The following is a 15,720-nucleotide window of genomic DNA, read 5'->3' on the forward strand; positions in this document are numbered from 1 at the left end:
GAAAGCGGCACGGCAATTGGTCTTAGACGGATTTTTTTAAAATCCTGTCAATAGGTGCGATTTACCCTACAAAACGATACGGGTGCGGAAAAAAGCAAGGGGGCGCTTGCCTTGGACCGGCCTAGACTTTTATTATGCACTGCAAACCCGCCTGTGTTCGACTCGCGGGACAGTTTCAGGTTTCGGGGTTCCTTCATGGATTTTCACGCCGCGCGGCAGAACATGGTCGAGTCGCAGGTTCGCACCAACGATGTCACCGACATGGCGCTTCAGCTGGCCATGCGCCATGTGGCGCGCGAGCGGCTGTGCGCGCCGTCGCAGGCCTTCGCCGCCTATGGCGAGATCGAGGCCCAGATCGCACCGGGGCGCGTATTGATGCGCCCGCGCGACATCTCCAAGCTTTTGCAGACGATCGAGCCCGCGGCCGGTGAAAAGATCCTGGCTATCGCCGCACCCTACGCCGCCGCCGTCCTGGCCAAGGCCGGGGCGACCGTGACCTTGCAGGAAGGCGATCCGCGCACCATGGCGGTCGTCGAGCCCTATCTCAAGGAACTGGGCGTCGCCACTGCCGTCGCGGACCTGAGGGTCCCGGTGGGCGCCGCCTATGACGCCATCATCGTCGAAGGCGCCGTCGCCGAACTGCCGGCGGCGTGGCTGAAGGCGTTGAAGCCGGGCGGACGTCTGGGCGTGGTGCTCAAGGACGGTCCGGTCGGCCGCGCCCGTCTATATATCCGCCTCGAAAACGGTTTCTCGGAACGCGACGCCTTCGATTCGGCGCCGTCGACCCTGCCGGGCTTCGAGCGCAGCCCGAGTTTCGAGTTCTAATTGCGCTGATTGGTATTTGCCCCGCCGGCTGTTGCCGCTTTCTGGCAGCAGGTGCATTACTCTACCGGCGCAACATGAAAAAAGCTTAACGTGCCAGCGGTTACGGCCTCTGGCATGTTGTCGCAAGTTTAACGAATTCCGTTTTACGGATCTATGCGCGTTGAGTTTAGGGGCGGCCGCGGCATCCGGCGATTCAGTCGGGTTAGGCGCACATGGGGTGCGTTGCGGGGGTTGCGTCGGGCAGCGGCTATCTAGGGGTATGACATGACCAAAGGAATTTCGCGTTTCGCTCTGGTGGCCGGCATAGGCATCGCCGCCCTGGGATTCGCGGCTGAGGCCGGAGCCGAATCGCTGTCGGACGCCATCGCCATGGCTTACAACCAGAACCCGGGCCTGGGCCGGGCGAGGGCGCAACAGCGCGCCACCGACGAAACCTACGTCCAGACGCGCGCCAATATGGGCCCCAGCCTGTCGCTCGGCGCCACGCAATCCTACGCCGACCGCGGCCAGGACCTGGCCGGCGACCGCTCCTTCCAGTCGGTGTCGCTGTCGGCCAGCCAGACCCTGTTCGCCTCGGGCGGCCTCAGCGCCCAGCTCGATGCCTCGAAAGCGACCGTAAAGTCGGGCCAGCAAACCCTGCGCTCGACCGAATCGACCCTGCTGCTCAATGTCATCAGCGTCTACACGGCGGTGCGCCGCGACCAGGAAGCGCTGAAGATCAGCCAGGACAACTACGACATCCTCAAGGCCCAGCTCGACCAGACCCAGGCGCAGTTCGAAGCCGGCCAGCTGACGCGCACCGACGTGGCGCAGAGCCAGGCGCGCCTCTCGGCTTCGGCCGCCGCCCTGGCTTCGGCCCAGGCCCAGCTCGACAGCGACCGCGCCTCCTATACCGCCATCGTCGGACAGGCGCCCGTCGCGCTCGATCCGGTGCCCGACCTGCCGGGCCTGCCCGCCGACTTCAACACCGCCCTGTCGACCGCCGAAAGCAACAACCCGGACCTGGCCGCCGCCAAGTACGCCGATGATGCCGCCGCGGCGCGCGTCAAGGCCGAGCGCTCGGCCTTCGGCCCGGCTGTCGGCCTGTCGGTCAGCTCGGGCAAGACCGGCGTCGCCGGCCAGCTCGGCAGCACCCAGGAAGACACGTCGGCGACGCTGCGCGTTTCCGTGCCGCTGTTCAGCTCGGGCCTCAACGGCTCGCGCGTCCGCCAGGCGCTCGAAACCGAAACCGCCAGCCGCCTGGCCGTCGAGGAAACCCGCCGCACCGTCGATTCGACCGTGTCGCAGTCGTGGTCGAACATGATCGCCGCTCGCTCGGCCGTCACCTCGAACCAGGAACAGGTCAAGGCTGCCCAGATCGCCGCCGAGGGCGTGAAGACCGAGCAGCAGGTCGGCCTGCGCACCAATATCGAAGTGCTGAACGCCGAGCAGGAACTGAAGAGCGCACAGCTCGACCTGATCAATGCCCAGCGCAGCCAGTATGTCGCCGCAGCCCAGCTGCTCAGCGTCACCGGCAACCTGACGGCCCAGGCCTTCGTGCCCAATCTGCAGGCCTACGATCCGCAGAAGAACTTCAACAAGGTTCAGGCCAAGGGCTGGACGCCGATCGTGCCGGTCGTCCATGCGGTCGACGGCGCCGCCGAAGGCCTGCTCGGCAACGGCCGCAAGTAATTCCGCATTGCGGATTTATTCCGCTTCCGGCAATTCGCGCGGAGTCTGAAAAGACTCCGCGTAAAGTCGTGTACCCACAGAAAAATTAGCGTCCGCGACGAATTTTCCAAGGCCGTTTCGGCTGACGGGAGTTGCCAAAAGGGGCGAATACGTGTCCACTGCGGCAAGCTTCTTTTTCCGCATCCGATTCGCAGCAGTTACAAAACAATGGCAGAACAGTCCGCACACGAACCGACAATGGAGGAAATCCTCGCCTCGATTCGCCGCATCATCTCGGAAGATGACGCGCCGGAAGACGGCGGGGCGCAGGCTGCACCGGAACCGGCCGCCGCTGCCGCACCGGCGCCTGCACCCGAACCCGAAATGGAAGACGAGGACGGCGAAGACGTCCTCGAACTGACCGAAACCTGGGAAGCCCCCAAGTCGGACGTGGTCGGCGATATCGAAGCCTATGAACCGGAGCCAGAGCCGGAACCCGAACCGGCCCCTGCGCCGCGTCCGGCACCCGTGGCGGCCGCCCCGTCGGCCGGTCTGGTCAGCGAGCGCACCGCCGCTTCGGCGTCGTCGGCCTTCGGCGCGCTCACCGGCGCGATCCGCGTCCCGAAAAGCGACCGTACGCTGGAAGACGTCACCAGCGACCTGCTGCGCCCGCTTCTGCAAGCCTGGCTCGACGAGAACCTGCCGCGCATCGTCGAGGAGCAGGTCCGCATCGAGGTCGAGCGCCTGTCGCGCCAGGGTCGGTAAGAAGGCGGAGACGGCTGTCTCCGCTATGGATTTCCTAGCCTGCAACGGCTAAAGAGCGGCTGCTTCCATGCACCGCTCTTTTTTCTTTTTGTCATTCGTCGTCAGAACCATGCTTGAAAAGACTTTCGATCCATCCGTCGTTGAACCGCGTCTTTACGCCATGTGGGAAAAGTCGGGGGCCTTCGCGCCGACCGGTGACGGCGAGGGCTTCTCGATCGTCATCCCCCCGCCCAACGTCACGGGCAGCCTGCATATGGGCCACGCGCTCAACAACACGCTTCAGGACGTGCTGGCGCGGTTCGAGCGCATGCGCGGCAAGGCGGTCCTGTGGCTGCCCGGCACCGACCACGCCGGCATCGCCACCCAGATGGTGGTGGAGCGCCAGCTGGCCGCCGCCGGCAATGTCGGCCGCCGCGACATGGGCCGCGAAAAGTTCATTGAAAAGGTCTGGGCCTGGAAGGCGGAATCGGGTGGCACCATTGTCGGCCAGCTGCGCCGCATGGGCGCGTCGTGCGACTGGTCGCGCGAACGCTTTACGCTCGACGAAGGCCTGTCCGACGCCGTGCGCAAGGTCTTCGTGACGCTGCACAAGCAAGGCCTGATGTACCGCGACAAGCGCTTGGTCAACTGGGACCCGCACTTCCAGACGGCGATCTCGGACCTCGAGGTCGAGCAGAAGGAAGTCGACGGCGCCTATTACCACTTCGCCTATCCGCTGGCCGACGGTATTACCTATCAGCATCCAGTCAAGGACGAGGAGGGCAACGAGACCTTCGAGACTCGCGACTATATCGTCGTGGCGACGACGCGCCCCGAAACCATGCTGGGCGACACCGGCGTCGCCGTCCATCCCGACGACGAACGCTACAAGGGCCTGGTCGGGAAATTCGTGACGCTGCCGATCGTCGGCCGCCGCATCCCCATCGTCGCCGACGAATACGCCGATCCCGAAAAGGGCTCGGGCGCGGTCAAGATCACTCCGGCCCACGATTTCAACGACTTCCAGGTCGGCAAGCGCCAGAACCTGGAAGCCATCAACATCATGGACGTTTACGGCGCGCTCAACGACGTCGTGCCCGAAGCCTATCGCGGCCAGGACCGTTTCGCCGCGCGCAAGGCGATCATCGCCGAAATGGAAGGCCTCGGCCTGCTCAAGCAGATCGAAAAGACCAAGCACATGGTGCCGCACGGCGACCGTTCCGGCGTCGTCATCGAACCGTATCTGACCGACCAGTGGTACGTGAACGCCGGTGAACTGGCGAAAGAAGCGATCAAGGCCGTCGAGGACGGCCGCACCGTCTTCGAGCCGCGCAACTGGGAAAAGACCTATTTCGAGTGGATGCGCAATATCGAGCCGTGGTGTGTGTCGCGCCAGCTGTGGTGGGGTCACCGCATTCCGGCATGGTACGCCGAGGACGGCAAGGTCTTCGTCGCCGACAACGAAGCCGAAGCGCTGGCGGAAGCCGAAACGCACTATGGCAAACGCGTCGCCCTGCGCCAGGACGAAGACGTGCTCGACACCTGGTTCTCGTCGGCGCTCTGGCCGTTCTCGACCATGGGCTGGCCGGAGGACTCCGACGATCTGCGCCGCTTCTACCCGACGCATACGCTCGTCACTGGCTTCGACATCATCTTCTTCTGGGTCGCCCGGATGATGATGATGGGCCTGCACTTCACGGGCAAGGCGCCGTTCCAGCGCGTCTTCATCAACGCCCTGGTCCGCGACGAGAAGGGCCAGAAGATGTCGAAGTCTAAGGGCAATGTCATCGACCCGCTGACCATCGTCGATGAATTCGGCGCCGACGCCCTGCGCTTTACGCTGACCGCCATGTCGGGGCAGGGACGCGACATCAAGTTGGCGAAACAACGCATTGAAGGTTATCGCAATTTCGGCACCAAGCTGTGGAATGCCACGCGCTTCTGCGGCATGAACGAATGCCAGCGCGTCGCCGGCTTCGATCCGGCCAGCGTCAAGCTGACCCTCTCGCGCTGGATTCGCGGCGAGGTGCAGAAGGTCAACGCGGCCGTGACGCAAGCCATCGAGGCCTGCGCCTTCGACGTGGCAGCCAACGCGCTTTACAAGTTCATCTGGAACGTCTTCTGCGACTGGTACCTGGAACTGGCCAAGCCGATCCTCAACGGGTCGGACGAAGCCGCCAAGACCGAGATCCGCGCCATGACGGCCTGGGTGCTCGACCAGGCGATGATCCTGCTCCATCCGGTCATGCCCTTCATCACCGAAGAGCTGTGGCAACAGACGGGCGGGGAGGGCATGTTGATGTCGGCGCAATGGCCGCGCTTCGATGCATCGGCCATCGACGCCGAGGCCGATGAAGAGATCAACTGGCTGATCGACCTGGTCGGCGAAATCCGTTCGATCCGTTCCGAAATGAACGTGCCGGGCTCGGCGCGCGTGCCGCTGACCCTGACCGGTGCGGGCGACGTGTCGTCGGCGCGCCTGACGCGCCACAACGACCTGATCACCTTCCTCGGCCGCGTGTCCGAGGTGAAGGCAGGCGAGACGGCTCCGGCTGGCGCGGTGCCGTTCGTGGCCGGCGAAGCGACCGCGCACCTGGCGATCGCCGAATTCATCGACATCAAGGCCGAAGAGGCGCGCCTGCGCAAGGAGCTGACCGTGTTCGACAAGGACATCGACGCCGTGCGCAAGAAGCTCGACAACCCGGCCTTCGTGTCACGCGCCCCGGAAGAGGTCATCGAGGAAAACCGCGAACGCCTCCGCGACGCCGAAGCCGGCAAAGCCAAGCTTTCGGCGGCGCTCAATCGACTTACGGCAGCGATGTAGTTGCACCTCCCCGTCGCGTAGCGATGGGGAGGGGGACCGCCCGGAGCGTTAGCGCAGGGTGGTGGTGGGGTTTCTTGCTTTCTTACCGTCGTTGTCAAAAGGGAAAGCAAGAAACCCCACCACCCCTCGCTTCGCTCGCGGTCCGGCACGGGCCGCCCCGCTCTCCCCATTTTCTTCGAAAACGGGGAGGTGCAAGATCGCTTGAGCCCCCGCCATCCACCGTGCTAACCACATAACGAACCCCTTCGGAGACAGCGCAAGATGGCGGCAAAGCCCATTCCGGACTCGGTCACGGTCACCATCACGTCGTGCGGACGGCTCGACCTGCTCGACCAGACGCTGAAGGCCTTCCAGAGCTTCAACAGCGGCGGCCGCTACCTGATCAACGAAGATTCCGGTGATGAAGCCGTCATTGAGGCCGTCAGAAAGCGCATGCCCGAAGCGACCATCCTGACGGGAGAGGGCCGCACCGGCCTGATGGCCTCGCTCGACCGCCTCTATAGCGCCGTCGAAACCCCCTACATCTTCCACCTCGAAGACGACTGGGTGACCGACGCGCCCGTCGACTGGGACACCGCCATGAAGGCGCTGGAAGAGCCAGGCGTCGCCCAGGTCTGCGTCCGCGCCTTCGATGAAATTCGCGGCAAGTGGCGCCGCCATTCCGACCCGATGACCGTCAACGGCCACGACCTGGCGCACATGCGCGCCAACGCCCATGTCGAATTCTTCGGCTGGTCGCCCAATCCCGGCCTGTTCAAGACCGAGCTGTATCACCGCTTCAAGCCGTTCGCCCGCGTCATGCCCGACCAGATGTCGGCCATCATCAAGAAGGACAGCGGGCAGACCATGGCCTTCCTGCTGCCGGGGATCGCCCGTCACATCGGCGGCGGCCGCAACGTCACCGACCCGACCATGCCGGCACGCCCCAAGGCCCGCCTGGCCAAGTGGTCGCGCCGCATCAAGAAGCAGCTCTACTACTGGGGCTTAAGGAAACAGCCTTACTGACAAAGGCCTGGATCGTGGCGCGGTGCCGACGCAACGTCAGCAACGCCAAAGCCACCGTCATGCCGCAATAGACGAAGACCGTGACCGGCGCGCGGTGCAGCAGCGGCAACTCGACGATATTGGTCGCGACGCAGCCGATCAGCGTTCCGGCAAAGACCCAGCTCATCCAGCTATAGGCGCGGGATCCATGGTCCTTCGCCAGCATGACCAGCAGGGCGACGAACGGCGCCAGGGTCAACATGTCGTAGTCCATCAGGCGCGGATTGAGCAGTTGCGCCATGCCGATGCCGAGTACGATGCGCTCATCCCGCGACAGGCCGGCGCCTTCGGCCAGGACGAGGCCGCTTAGGGCCAGCACACCCATGAACAGGGCCAGCAGGACCAGGGTCAGCGGTGAACCGGGATCGAGCCCGATCAGGTTCGAGTACGAGAAGAAGGCGACCCCCGGCTGTTCGTGCAGGATCGTGCCCAGGAGCGCATGCCATTGCGGCGTCAACGGTCCGGCGGTCGTCATCATCCAGCCGACGATCGCCAGCCCCGCCACGGCGGCCACGGCGGTCGCGGCAATCCGCGACAGCCAGCGCCGATCGTCGACCATCAGCACGAACAGCCATGTCAGCATGGCGGGCTTTATCATAGCGGCCAAAAGCACAGCAATGATAAAGGGATATTGCGATCTTTTCAGATTCAACGCGCACAACACGATCAGGCCGTTGAGCACGAATCCGGCATTGCCGCAGGTGACCATCGACCCGGCGATCGCCGCCAGCGACATCAGCCGCAATGCGTACGGCGCGCGCGGCATGGCCTTGAACAGGGCATACCATATAAGTACGCCCATCATCGGAACCAGCGGAATCAGCCACACCAGGCGCGATCCCTCAAGCCCGAACGCCTCGATAAAGGGCCGGAAAGCCAGCCCGACCTGCGGCGCGTAGACATAGGCCGCCGGATCGAGGCCCGGGCACACCGGATGGCGGGCATAGGGCGAAAGCCCGCGGGCCAGCGACCACGCGCCACAGGCCAGCGCGTCGTAATCGTTGAGCAGATGGCGGTGCTTGCCCAGCCGGCTGAGGACCGCACCGAGGATCGGAAACAGGAAGATCAGGTGAAAGACCAACTGGCCCTTCCAGGTCCGCGTCCGGTTCCCGATAAAGCTGAGGGCGTCCTTCATTCCGCCGCCTCCGTAAGCTTCGCGGGGACAAGCTGTGGCAGGACCGCCGCCGCCCATTGCCGCGCGGCGACCTGGCCGGCGAACAGCAGGTAAAGGCTGAAACCCAGCAGGGCCAACGGCACGGCGACATCGCCCAGGCCCGTCAGGCCGCCGAGCAGCGCGATCCCGCACAGGCCATGCAGGATGCCGGAACCGCTCCGCAGGACCCGCGCCTCAAAGGCCGTCGAAGCGGGCAACAGACGCCGGGCATTGCGCGCCACCGCCAGCAGGCCGGGGCCGACCAGGAAGACGTCCTCGGCCATGATGCGCGGAACGAGCAGGGTGGCGACGGCCAGGCCCAGCCAGATGCGCTCGGCCGAGGTCAACCGCAACGCCCTGGGCAACAACAGCCCGCAGGCCAGCAGGGCCGCGGCGAATACCACCCACGCGCCTTGCGCGAGCGGCGAACGGCCGTTGATCCCCGCCCATTGCAGCCACCCGAGCAGCCCCTTGCCGGGCGTCACGTCGCACACGAAATAGCTCAGCAGGTCCAGCCACTGCCGGGCCAGTCCGCCGCCGGTGGCGGCGAACACAGCGGTCGGCAAAAGCCCCAGGACCGCGCCCGCGCCGATCATCATGATCTTCCGGCGCCACGGCATATCCATGATCAGGGGAATCACCAGGGCCGTCAGGAAGACCGGCTTGATCCATGCGGCCAGGACGACCGCGCCGATCAGCAGCCACGGCGCCGTTTCGAAGAGCAGCGCGGCCATCAGGATGGCGCCATGGAGGATGACCGCGATATTGCCGACCAGGACGGCGCCGCCGGCCACCAGGGCCCCGAAAGGCAGGCGATCCTGCCAACGGCCGGGCACCAGGGCCGAGAACAGCGGCACGCTGATCAGGGCCGCCACGCTCAGAATGGTCAGGCACAGATAGACGAGCAGGAAACCCGGCTCCCCGATCGCCGCGATGATGCGGCCGGCGATGCGGGCAATATCGGGCAGGTAGACGAAGGAGGGGACATGTTCGCCCGCGCAGGTCAGGGTGCGGCTGTAGAAACCATCCCCGGCATTGGCGTGAATCCCGGCGCAGGCGACCGTGCGATATTCGCTGAACAGGCCGTCCGGATGTTTGAGCTTGGCCAGGACGCCGAAGGCCAGGGGTAAGAGGCAGGCAAAACGCGCCTGTCCGCTGGCCCACCAACCCCGGGTGATGGGCCATGATGAGCGGCTTTCGACCCCCATCAGTTTCTCCATTGTAAAGTCGAAGCGTACAGATTATGGAGCAGGATTGTTGTCCCGATCCGCCGTGAGAAGCCTTTTCGGGGTAGAAGGGCCGGTAGGCCTTAGTTTGTCCCGCGTGTTACAGGATTGAATTAGGAGTTCTTTTTTGAACGATCCCGTGTCTGATCAACCCAAAGGTGGCGTACGGACAACACCCGATCTCAGCCTCATCGTCTGCACCCTTAACGAAGGCGCGGCCATCCGCAGCGTCATCGACGAGATCTGTACGACCCTGGCCGACATCAACCACGAGATCGTCGTGGTCGACGACAATTCCCAGGACAACACCCAGGCCGAAGTGCTCGACTTGGCGAAGACCCGGCCGAATGTGCGCCTTCATGTGCGCTATGACGAACGCGGCCTGTCGTCTGCCGCGATCAAGGGCTGGGACATCGCCCAGGGCCGCTACCTCGGCGTCATGGACGGCGACGGCCAGCACGATCCCCAGGCCATCCGCGCCCTGGCGCTGATGATCATGAAGGGCGACAAGGACCTGGTCTGCGCGTCGCGTTACATCGGTGAGGTCAACACCGGCCTGTCGTGGTTCCGCGACCTTGGGTCCAAGGCCGCCACCGCCGCGACCGGCCTGGTGCTGAAGGTGCCGCTGACCGATCCCCTGTCGGGCTGCTTCATGATGACGCGCGAATATTACGAATCGGCGCGGCCGCGCCTGGCCGGCGTGGGCTTCAAGATCCTGGTGGATGTCGCGGCTTCCGCGAAAACCAAGCCGCGATTCGGTGAGGTGAAGGCGTCCCTGCGCCAGCGCCAGGGTGGCGAATCGAAACTCGATATCCGCGTCGTGCTCGACCTCGGTGCCCTGCTGGTCGAAAAGGCCACGGGCGGCCTGCTGCCGGCACGTTTCGTCCTGTTCGCCGGCGTCGGCGTTACGGGCGTCTTCGTCTATCTGGCGGTGCTGATTGCCGGCCACCACATCTTCCGCGGACAAGCCTCGCCGTTGTACCGCTATCGCTGGCTGCCGGACGACGCGCTCAGCTACGGCCTGGCGATCTGGATTTCGATGACGACGAACTTCTTCGTCAACAACTTCATTACCTTCCGCGACAAGCGCCTGAAGGGCCTGGCGGTGCTGGGCGGCCTGCTGGCCTTCTATGTCGCCTGTTCGCTGGGCGCGGTTATCAGCTTCTTCCTGGCCCTGTTCCTCAAGCAGTACCTGGACTATCGCGTGGCCGGCGTCATCGCCGTCCTGGCCAGCAGCGTATGGAACTACTACGCCTCTACGGTCCTGGCCTGGCGAAAAAAGAAATAGGCGGACCCTTATCGCAAAAAAGCAAAACGCCCGGAGATATCTCCGGGCGTTTTTTCATGTAACGGATGAAGCGGCTTACCAGTTATGGTCGCGGTCGTAACGGTCATCATGGCGATCGTCCCGGCGGTCCCAGCGATCATCGCGGCGGTCGTCGCGGCGATCCCAGCGATCGTCGTGGCGATCGTACCGGTCATCATAGCGATCATAGTCGTAATGGCACTTGGTGCCGTTCTTGCCGACAGAGGCACCGACCGCCGCGCCGACGACGGCGCCCAGCACGGTGCCCGTGCCCTTGCTATGGCGGCCCGACGTGGCATTGCCGATGGCGCCGCCGGCGACCGCGCCGACCACGGCGCCCGTCGCCTGGTTGTCCTTCTTGCGGTCATAGCAGCTTTCGGCATTGGCGATGGCCGGCAGCAGCATTGCCATGGTCAGCCCGGCCACGGCGGCGATCTTGAACGTCATCTTGGGCATTGTCAGTCCTCTCATCCTGTTCCCGGCCGGGCATGTCGTCCTGCCTTTGATGAGTCCACGTATAGATAATCGAACATGAACGGAGTTTGATAACTTCGTTCATCTTCGTTCATCTGGGGAAACCGCGTTCTCCCAACGGGCGAAAAAAAAGAGCACCCTCTGGAAGAGAGGGTGCCCAGTTAGCTTCCCAGGAGGGGGATTTCAGGTCTACCAGTGACGGTAGTGACGATAGTGGTAATAGCGGGGCTCGACATAGACCCGGCGCGAATAGCCGTAGGACGGGTAGGGCTCGACATAGACGCGCTCACGATAGACCGGGCGCGGCGCCACGTAGACGTCTTCGCCGTAGGAATAGCCCGGATCGTCGTAATAGCTGTCGTTGTTGTAGCTGTAGCGGTCGTCGTAGCGGCGGCCGTCGTCGTAATAGCCGTAGTCGCAGTGCGTGTTGCCGCGGGCGATCGACGAGCCGACGGCGGCACCGAGCAGGGCGCCGGCTACGGTGCCGGTGCCGCGGGAATGGCGGCCGGACGTGCCGTTACCGATGGCCGCGCCGGCCAGGGCGCCGACGACAGCACCGTTTGCGCCGGCATCGCTGCGGCGGACGCAGTCGGCCGAGGCTACGGCAGGAATGGCCACGGCGGCAGCGCCGGCGGCCAGCAGGGACAGGGTGAGGACTTTGTACTTCATCATGACGGGTCTCCTAAATCCAGGAGCGGCCGGACGGGGCCGCTATCTTGAAAACAATGGTAACCCCCGCAACATGAACGGCATTTGAGCGTTCCATTCATGTTCATTCATATGTCCGATCCTAGGCCCGCCGGCGCAAGAATGACATCCGCATGGCCTTCCCAGCCGTAAGGCAGGGATAAGCCGTCACCAGTCGCGATGCGGCCAGCGGTATTCGTATTGGGTGCGATGATCGAGTTCGACGCGGTTGAACGTCCGCTCGCCATAGTCATAGAGCGGCGGCCGGTCATACCAGCGCCCGTGCCAGTAGCCTCTGGAGCCGCAGCCGCAACGGCTCCACCATCCGCGCGGCGGCGTGTGCAGCGTGCCCTCGCGCCAACCTTCCTGTTCCCCGACGCGCGGGTCCCGGGGCGGCGTGCCTTCGTAGTCGTAGTAATAGTTGCGCAGATAGTCGTGCGAAATGTCTGCGCCGGCCAGGGGCGGGCGGTAATTGTCGTCATCGTCGTCATAGATGCCTTGCGCCAGGACGGGCGAGGCGGCCATCAGAACGGCCGCAGCCAGGCCGGCCATAACGGAAATACGTGCGGACATGGTCGTCTCCGGAAAATGGCCGCTTTCGGCAGGCGGCCCGGCAGGTGGAAACGCAAAACTGTGGTTAACGCAGCGACATTCCGGTTATTCGCGAGGGCGCGAAATGTCGAAGGCCCCGGGCAGCGCCAAAATTTTCATAAAGGACGCTGCCCGCTAAGACCTCAATAGGGGCCGTCGTCATGCCAGTCATAATGCCGCCAGTGATGACGGTAGCCGTAGTAATCATGACGGACATAGTCGTGGCCGTAGCGCGTATAGACGACGGGCGCGGCGCGGACATAGGTCACGGGACGGTAGATGGGCCGCGGATGCGTGCGATAGACCACCACGGTGCGCACGGGCGGAGCAACGTACCGGACGACGGTGCGGGTGCGGACGGTCCTGACGGGACGGACGGCGACCCGGTGTACGGCCTTGACCTTGTGGACGGTCCTGGCAGGCGCGCAGGTCCCGTTGGCGAGCGCCGCCACGGGTACGGCGGCAGCGAGAAGGGCGGTCGCGGCCAGGGCGGGCTTTAGAATGGACGGACTCATGACTGTTCCTCCGATCCAGGGCACGGCCCGATGCCGCGCCTTCCATATCGCGAGGCTAGGACTTGGTTAATGAACCGGACATGAAAACGCCGCCCCGGCGATGCGGAGCGGCGTAAGGAAGCGATAGGGTTTTTTATTTAACCCAAATCAGCACTTCACCTTGTCCTTGCCCATCTTGGCGCCGACAACGCCGCCGACGACCGCGCCGGCGATGGTACCCATGCCCTTGCTCTTCTTGCCGGAAATGACGTTGCCGCCGACCGCGCCGGCCACGGCGCCGATGACGGCGCCCTTGTTCTTGCTGTCCTTCTTTTCCTGCTCGCAGGCGGCCTTGGCCTCTTCCTCGCGACGCAGGCGGGCGTCCTTTTCGGCCTGGATCTGGGCGGCGGTCTTGTGCTTGGCCAGCGCCACCGACGGCACGGAGCCTGCGACCAGGCTGGTCACGGCAATGGCGGCCACAACGGCACTCAGAACGGTTTTCTTGGACATATGATATCTCCCTAGCTCTCTCCGGCGTAGCCGACCCGGCTCCGAATCGTACGCCCCACGGTTACGCTTATAAAGCCATTGCGGCGAAAATGGGTTGATTTTCGCGGGACTTGGCGTAAGCGAACCGCTCCTTATACCACGGAAAAATGCGCGTGACCGAATTCGAAGCCGATATCGACAAGGTAGGATTCCAAGGCGACGGCCTGACAGCGGACGGCCGCGTCGTGCCCCTGGCCCTGCCGGGCGAACGCGTCCGCGCCGCAACCACCCGCGACAAGGACGGCAAGGAGCGCGTCGAGGTCCTTGAGGTCCTCCGACAGAGCCCCGAGCGCGTCACCCCGCCGTGCCGCCACTTTTCGACATGCGGCGGCTGCGCGCTCCAGCACTGGGACATGGATGCCTATGGCGCGTGGAAGCGTGAAGTCGTCGAGGTCCAGCTGAAGCGCGCCGGTATCGAGACGGACGTCGCTCCGATTCTGACGACGCCCCCTGCCTCACGCCGCCGCGTCGGCCTGCACGCGCGCAAGGTGAGCGCCAAAAAGGATGCCGCCGTTGAGATCGGTTACAAGATGCGCCGCTCATGGTCGCTGGTGCCGATCGTCGAATGTCCGATCGCCGACCCCGCCATCGTCCGCGCCCTGCCGCAGCTGAAGGAAATGGCGCGCGGCCTGTTCGAGCATCCGAAGTCCGCGCCGATCCTGCACGTCACCGCCTCGCAGACCGGGCTCGATATCGACATTTCCGGCGTCGAACGTTTGAAAAGCGGAGGCCTGTCGGCCGACGCCTGCATGCAGATCGCCATGATCGCCGGTGAGGCCGACTTCGCCCGGGTCACCATGGGCGACGACATCCTTTATGAAGTGCGCAAGCCCCGCGTCACCTTCGGCCGCGCCCAGGTCGCCCTGCCGCCGGGCTCGTTCCTCCAGGCCTCGGCCAAATCCGAAGCCGACATGGTCCGGCTTGTGGTCGAGGCGGTGAGGGGAGCAAGGTCGGTCGCCGATCTGTTCTGCGGCGCAGGCACCTTTACCTTTCCCCTTGCCGAGGTCGCTTCGGTCAAGGCGGCGGACGGCGCTGCCGGGGCCGTCGGTGCTTTGAAATCCGCCATCGCCACGGCGCCGGGCCTGAAAGCGATCGTACCCGAAGTCCGCGACCTGTTCCGCCGCCCCTTGCTGGCCCCGGAAATGAAGGGCCTGGACGCGGTGGTATTCGACCCGCCGCGCGCCGGTGCCGAAGCCCAGGCCACGGAAATCGCCCAGTCCGGCGTGTCGCGCGTGGTCGGCGTCAGCTGCAATCCGACAACCTTCATCCGTGACGCAAAAATCCTGACCGCCGCCGGATTTTCGCTGGACAGGGTCACCCCGATCGATCAGTTCTTGTGGTCCTCCCACGTCGAACTGGTGGCGATTTTTTCGCGGTAGATTCCCGTGTCCGGGGACTCGTGTTATAGCGGGAACCAGAGGCCAAAAGGCCGAGCTTCAAGAATTGAAAAGAAAGTAGCGTCCGTGATTTCCGTCGTCATCCCGACCCTCAATGCCGAAGACCATCTGGTCCGTACCCTGACCGCCCTGATGCCGGGCGTTGTCGAAGGGCTGATCAAGGAGGTGGTGATCGTCGACGGCGGATCGACCGATGCAACCCTCGAAATCGCCGAATCCACCGGCTGCCGCGTCGTCCAGGCGGACGCGGCGCGCGGCCTGCAACTCTGGCAGGGCTGCCGCGAAGCGCGCGGCGAATGGCTGATGATCCTGCATTCGGATTCGCAGCTCGGCGACGGCTGGCTCGATCCTGTCGACAGCCATGTGCGCAACTTCCCTGCCCAGGCCGGCTATTTCCATATCCGTTTCGAAGAGCCGTCGCTTCTGGCCAAGCTGTGGGGCGAATTCGTCGCGCTGCGCGCCCGTTTCCTGGCCCTGCCCAGCGGCGACCACGGCATGCTGATCTCGCGCGCCCTGTACGACTGCGTCGGCGGCTATAAGGACCAGACGGCGTTTGAGGAGGTCGCGCTCTCGATGAGCCTCGGCCGCGCGCGCCTGCGGCCCATTCCGGTGTCGCTCGGCACCTCGGCCACGCGCTTCAAGGCGCGCGGCTGGGCGATCGGCACGGCCGGCCGCGCCCTGCAATTCGGCCTGTACCTGCTGGGCATCCCCCCAAAGCCGCCGGTCAAGCGGCTGGCTTAGGACTTCCCTCTAAAG

The 15,720-nt window shown here is 64.5% G+C and carries 15 protein-coding genes; 8 read left to right on the forward strand and 7 right to left on the reverse strand.

Features of this window, described 5'->3' with window-relative positions:
* The first annotated feature begins 195 nt into the window (after positions 1-195).
* The 5 genes from AB8717_RS10625 to AB8717_RS10645 all read left to right on the forward strand — a co-directional run bounded on the left by AB8717_RS10625 (position 196) and on the right by AB8717_RS10645 (position 7,048).
* Positions 196-825, forward strand: a complete 630-nt coding sequence (locus AB8717_RS10625; RefSeq protein WP_443747309.1) for a protein-L-isoaspartate O-methyltransferase family protein — start codon at positions 196-198, stop codon at positions 823-825.
* 264 nt (positions 826-1,089) lie between these two features.
* Positions 1,090-2,496 carry a TolC family outer membrane protein gene (locus tag AB8717_RS10630; protein WP_443747310.1) on the forward strand — a complete coding sequence of 469 codons (1,407 nt, stop codon included), beginning with the start codon at positions 1,090-1,092 and terminating at the stop codon, positions 2,494-2,496.
* Between the two features lie 207 nt (positions 2,497-2,703).
* The gene (locus AB8717_RS10635) at positions 2,704-3,240 is read left to right on the forward strand and encodes a DUF2497 domain-containing protein (RefSeq protein ID WP_443747311.1); all 537 of its coding nucleotides are present in this window, start codon (positions 2,704-2,706) and stop codon (positions 3,238-3,240) included.
* Between the two features lie 109 nt (positions 3,241-3,349).
* Positions 3,350-6,043: a valine--tRNA ligase gene (locus AB8717_RS10640; protein WP_443747312.1), complete on the forward strand. Its 2,694-nt coding sequence runs from the start codon at positions 3,350-3,352 to the stop codon at positions 6,041-6,043.
* Between the two features lie 261 nt (positions 6,044-6,304).
* The gene (locus tag AB8717_RS10645; protein WP_443747313.1) at positions 6,305-7,048 is read left to right on the forward strand and encodes a hypothetical protein; all 744 of its coding nucleotides are present in this window, start codon (positions 6,305-6,307) and stop codon (positions 7,046-7,048) included.
* Here AB8717_RS10645 and AB8717_RS10650 read toward each other — a convergent pair.
* Positions 7,002-8,222 carry a hypothetical protein gene (locus AB8717_RS10650; RefSeq protein WP_443747314.1) on the reverse strand — a complete coding sequence of 407 codons (1,221 nt, stop codon included), beginning with the start codon at positions 8,220-8,222 and terminating at the stop codon, positions 7,002-7,004. The genes AB8717_RS10645 and AB8717_RS10650 overlap by 47 nt on opposite strands.
* The gene (locus tag AB8717_RS10655) at positions 8,219-9,448 is read right to left on the reverse strand and encodes a hypothetical protein (protein ID WP_443747315.1); all 1,230 of its coding nucleotides are present in this window, start codon (positions 9,446-9,448) and stop codon (positions 8,219-8,221) included. The genes AB8717_RS10650 and AB8717_RS10655 overlap by 4 nt, the downstream gene beginning before the upstream one ends.
* Before the next feature lie 157 nt (positions 9,449-9,605).
* Between AB8717_RS10655 and AB8717_RS10660 the strand changes: the two genes are divergently transcribed.
* Positions 9,606-10,754 (forward strand): glycosyltransferase, encoded by a 1,149-nt coding sequence (locus AB8717_RS10660; protein ID WP_443747316.1) that lies wholly within the window; start codon positions 9,606-9,608, stop codon positions 10,752-10,754.
* Between the two features lie 75 nt (positions 10,755-10,829).
* Here the strand turns inward: AB8717_RS10660 and AB8717_RS10665 are convergent, their stop codons facing one another.
* The 5 genes from AB8717_RS10665 to AB8717_RS10685 form a co-directional block, all read right to left on the reverse strand.
* Complete coding sequence (locus AB8717_RS10665) at positions 10,830-11,228, reverse strand: glycine zipper 2TM domain-containing protein (RefSeq protein ID WP_443747317.1); 399 nt, start codon at positions 11,226-11,228, stop codon at positions 10,830-10,832.
* 207 nt (positions 11,229-11,435) lie between these two features.
* Positions 11,436-11,918 carry a glycine zipper 2TM domain-containing protein gene (locus AB8717_RS10670; RefSeq protein WP_443747318.1) on the reverse strand — a complete coding sequence of 161 codons (483 nt, stop codon included), beginning with the start codon at positions 11,916-11,918 and terminating at the stop codon, positions 11,436-11,438.
* Between the two features lie 183 nt (positions 11,919-12,101).
* Positions 12,102-12,506: a hypothetical protein gene (locus AB8717_RS10675; RefSeq protein WP_443747319.1), complete on the reverse strand. Its 405-nt coding sequence runs from the start codon at positions 12,504-12,506 to the stop codon at positions 12,102-12,104.
* 161 nt (positions 12,507-12,667) lie between these two features.
* A complete protein-coding gene (locus tag AB8717_RS10680; RefSeq protein WP_443747320.1) occupies positions 12,668-13,039 on the reverse strand; it encodes a hypothetical protein in 372 nt (123 codons plus the stop codon).
* A gap of 147 nt (positions 13,040-13,186) precedes the next feature.
* A complete protein-coding gene (locus tag AB8717_RS10685) occupies positions 13,187-13,528 on the reverse strand; it encodes a glycine zipper 2TM domain-containing protein (RefSeq protein WP_443747321.1) in 342 nt (113 codons plus the stop codon).
* A 146-nt stretch (positions 13,529-13,674) separates the two neighbouring features.
* Between AB8717_RS10685 and AB8717_RS10690 the strand changes: the two genes are divergently transcribed.
* Positions 13,675-14,946 (forward strand): class I SAM-dependent RNA methyltransferase, encoded by a 1,272-nt coding sequence (locus tag AB8717_RS10690; RefSeq protein WP_443747322.1) that lies wholly within the window; start codon positions 13,675-13,677, stop codon positions 14,944-14,946.
* Between the two features lie 84 nt (positions 14,947-15,030).
* Positions 15,031-15,705 carry a glycosyltransferase gene (locus tag AB8717_RS10695; protein ID WP_443747323.1) on the forward strand — a complete coding sequence of 225 codons (675 nt, stop codon included), beginning with the start codon at positions 15,031-15,033 and terminating at the stop codon, positions 15,703-15,705.
* Positions 15,706-15,720: the final 15 nt, after the last annotated feature.

It is taken from the genome of Asticcacaulis solisilvae, from assembly GCF_052327315.1.
GTDB classification, from domain to species: Bacteria; Pseudomonadota; Alphaproteobacteria; order Caulobacterales; family Caulobacteraceae; genus Asticcacaulis; species Asticcacaulis solisilvae_B.

Excerpts from the sequence above, each read along its gene's own strand:
- AB8717_RS10650 (WP_443747314.1), bottom strand. The coding sequence starts at position 8,222 with ATGAAGGACGCCCTCAGCTTTATCGGGAACCGGACGCGGACCTGGAAG.
- AB8717_RS10640 (WP_443747312.1), top strand. The coding sequence starts at position 3,350 with ATGCTTGAAAAGACTTTCGATCCATCCGTCGTTGAACCGCGTCTTTAC.
- AB8717_RS10655 (WP_443747315.1), bottom strand. The coding sequence starts at position 9,448 with ATGGGGGTCGAAAGCCGCTCATCATGGCCCATCACCCGGGGTTGGTGG.
- AB8717_RS10645 (WP_443747313.1), top strand. The coding sequence starts at position 6,305 with ATGGCGGCAAAGCCCATTCCGGACTCGGTCACGGTCACCATCACGTCG.
- AB8717_RS10665 (WP_443747317.1), bottom strand. The coding sequence starts at position 11,228 with ATGCCCAAGATGACGTTCAAGATCGCCGCCGTGGCCGGGCTGACCATG.
- AB8717_RS10630 (WP_443747310.1), top strand. The coding sequence starts at position 1,090 with ATGACCAAAGGAATTTCGCGTTTCGCTCTGGTGGCCGGCATAGGCATC.
- AB8717_RS10675 (WP_443747319.1), bottom strand. The coding sequence starts at position 12,506 with ATGTCCGCACGTATTTCCGTTATGGCCGGCCTGGCTGCGGCCGTTCTG.
- AB8717_RS10635 (WP_443747311.1), top strand. The coding sequence starts at position 2,704 with ATGGCAGAACAGTCCGCACACGAACCGACAATGGAGGAAATCCTCGCC.
- AB8717_RS10680 (WP_443747320.1), bottom strand. The coding sequence starts at position 13,039 with ATGAGTCCGTCCATTCTAAAGCCCGCCCTGGCCGCGACCGCCCTTCTC.
- AB8717_RS10690 (WP_443747322.1), top strand. The coding sequence starts at position 13,675 with ATGCGCGTGACCGAATTCGAAGCCGATATCGACAAGGTAGGATTCCAA.
- AB8717_RS10670 (WP_443747318.1), bottom strand. The coding sequence starts at position 11,918 with ATGATGAAGTACAAAGTCCTCACCCTGTCCCTGCTGGCCGCCGGCGCT.
- AB8717_RS10625 (WP_443747309.1), top strand. The coding sequence starts at position 196 with ATGGATTTTCACGCCGCGCGGCAGAACATGGTCGAGTCGCAGGTTCGC.
- AB8717_RS10685 (WP_443747321.1), bottom strand. The coding sequence starts at position 13,528 with ATGTCCAAGAAAACCGTTCTGAGTGCCGTTGTGGCCGCCATTGCCGTG.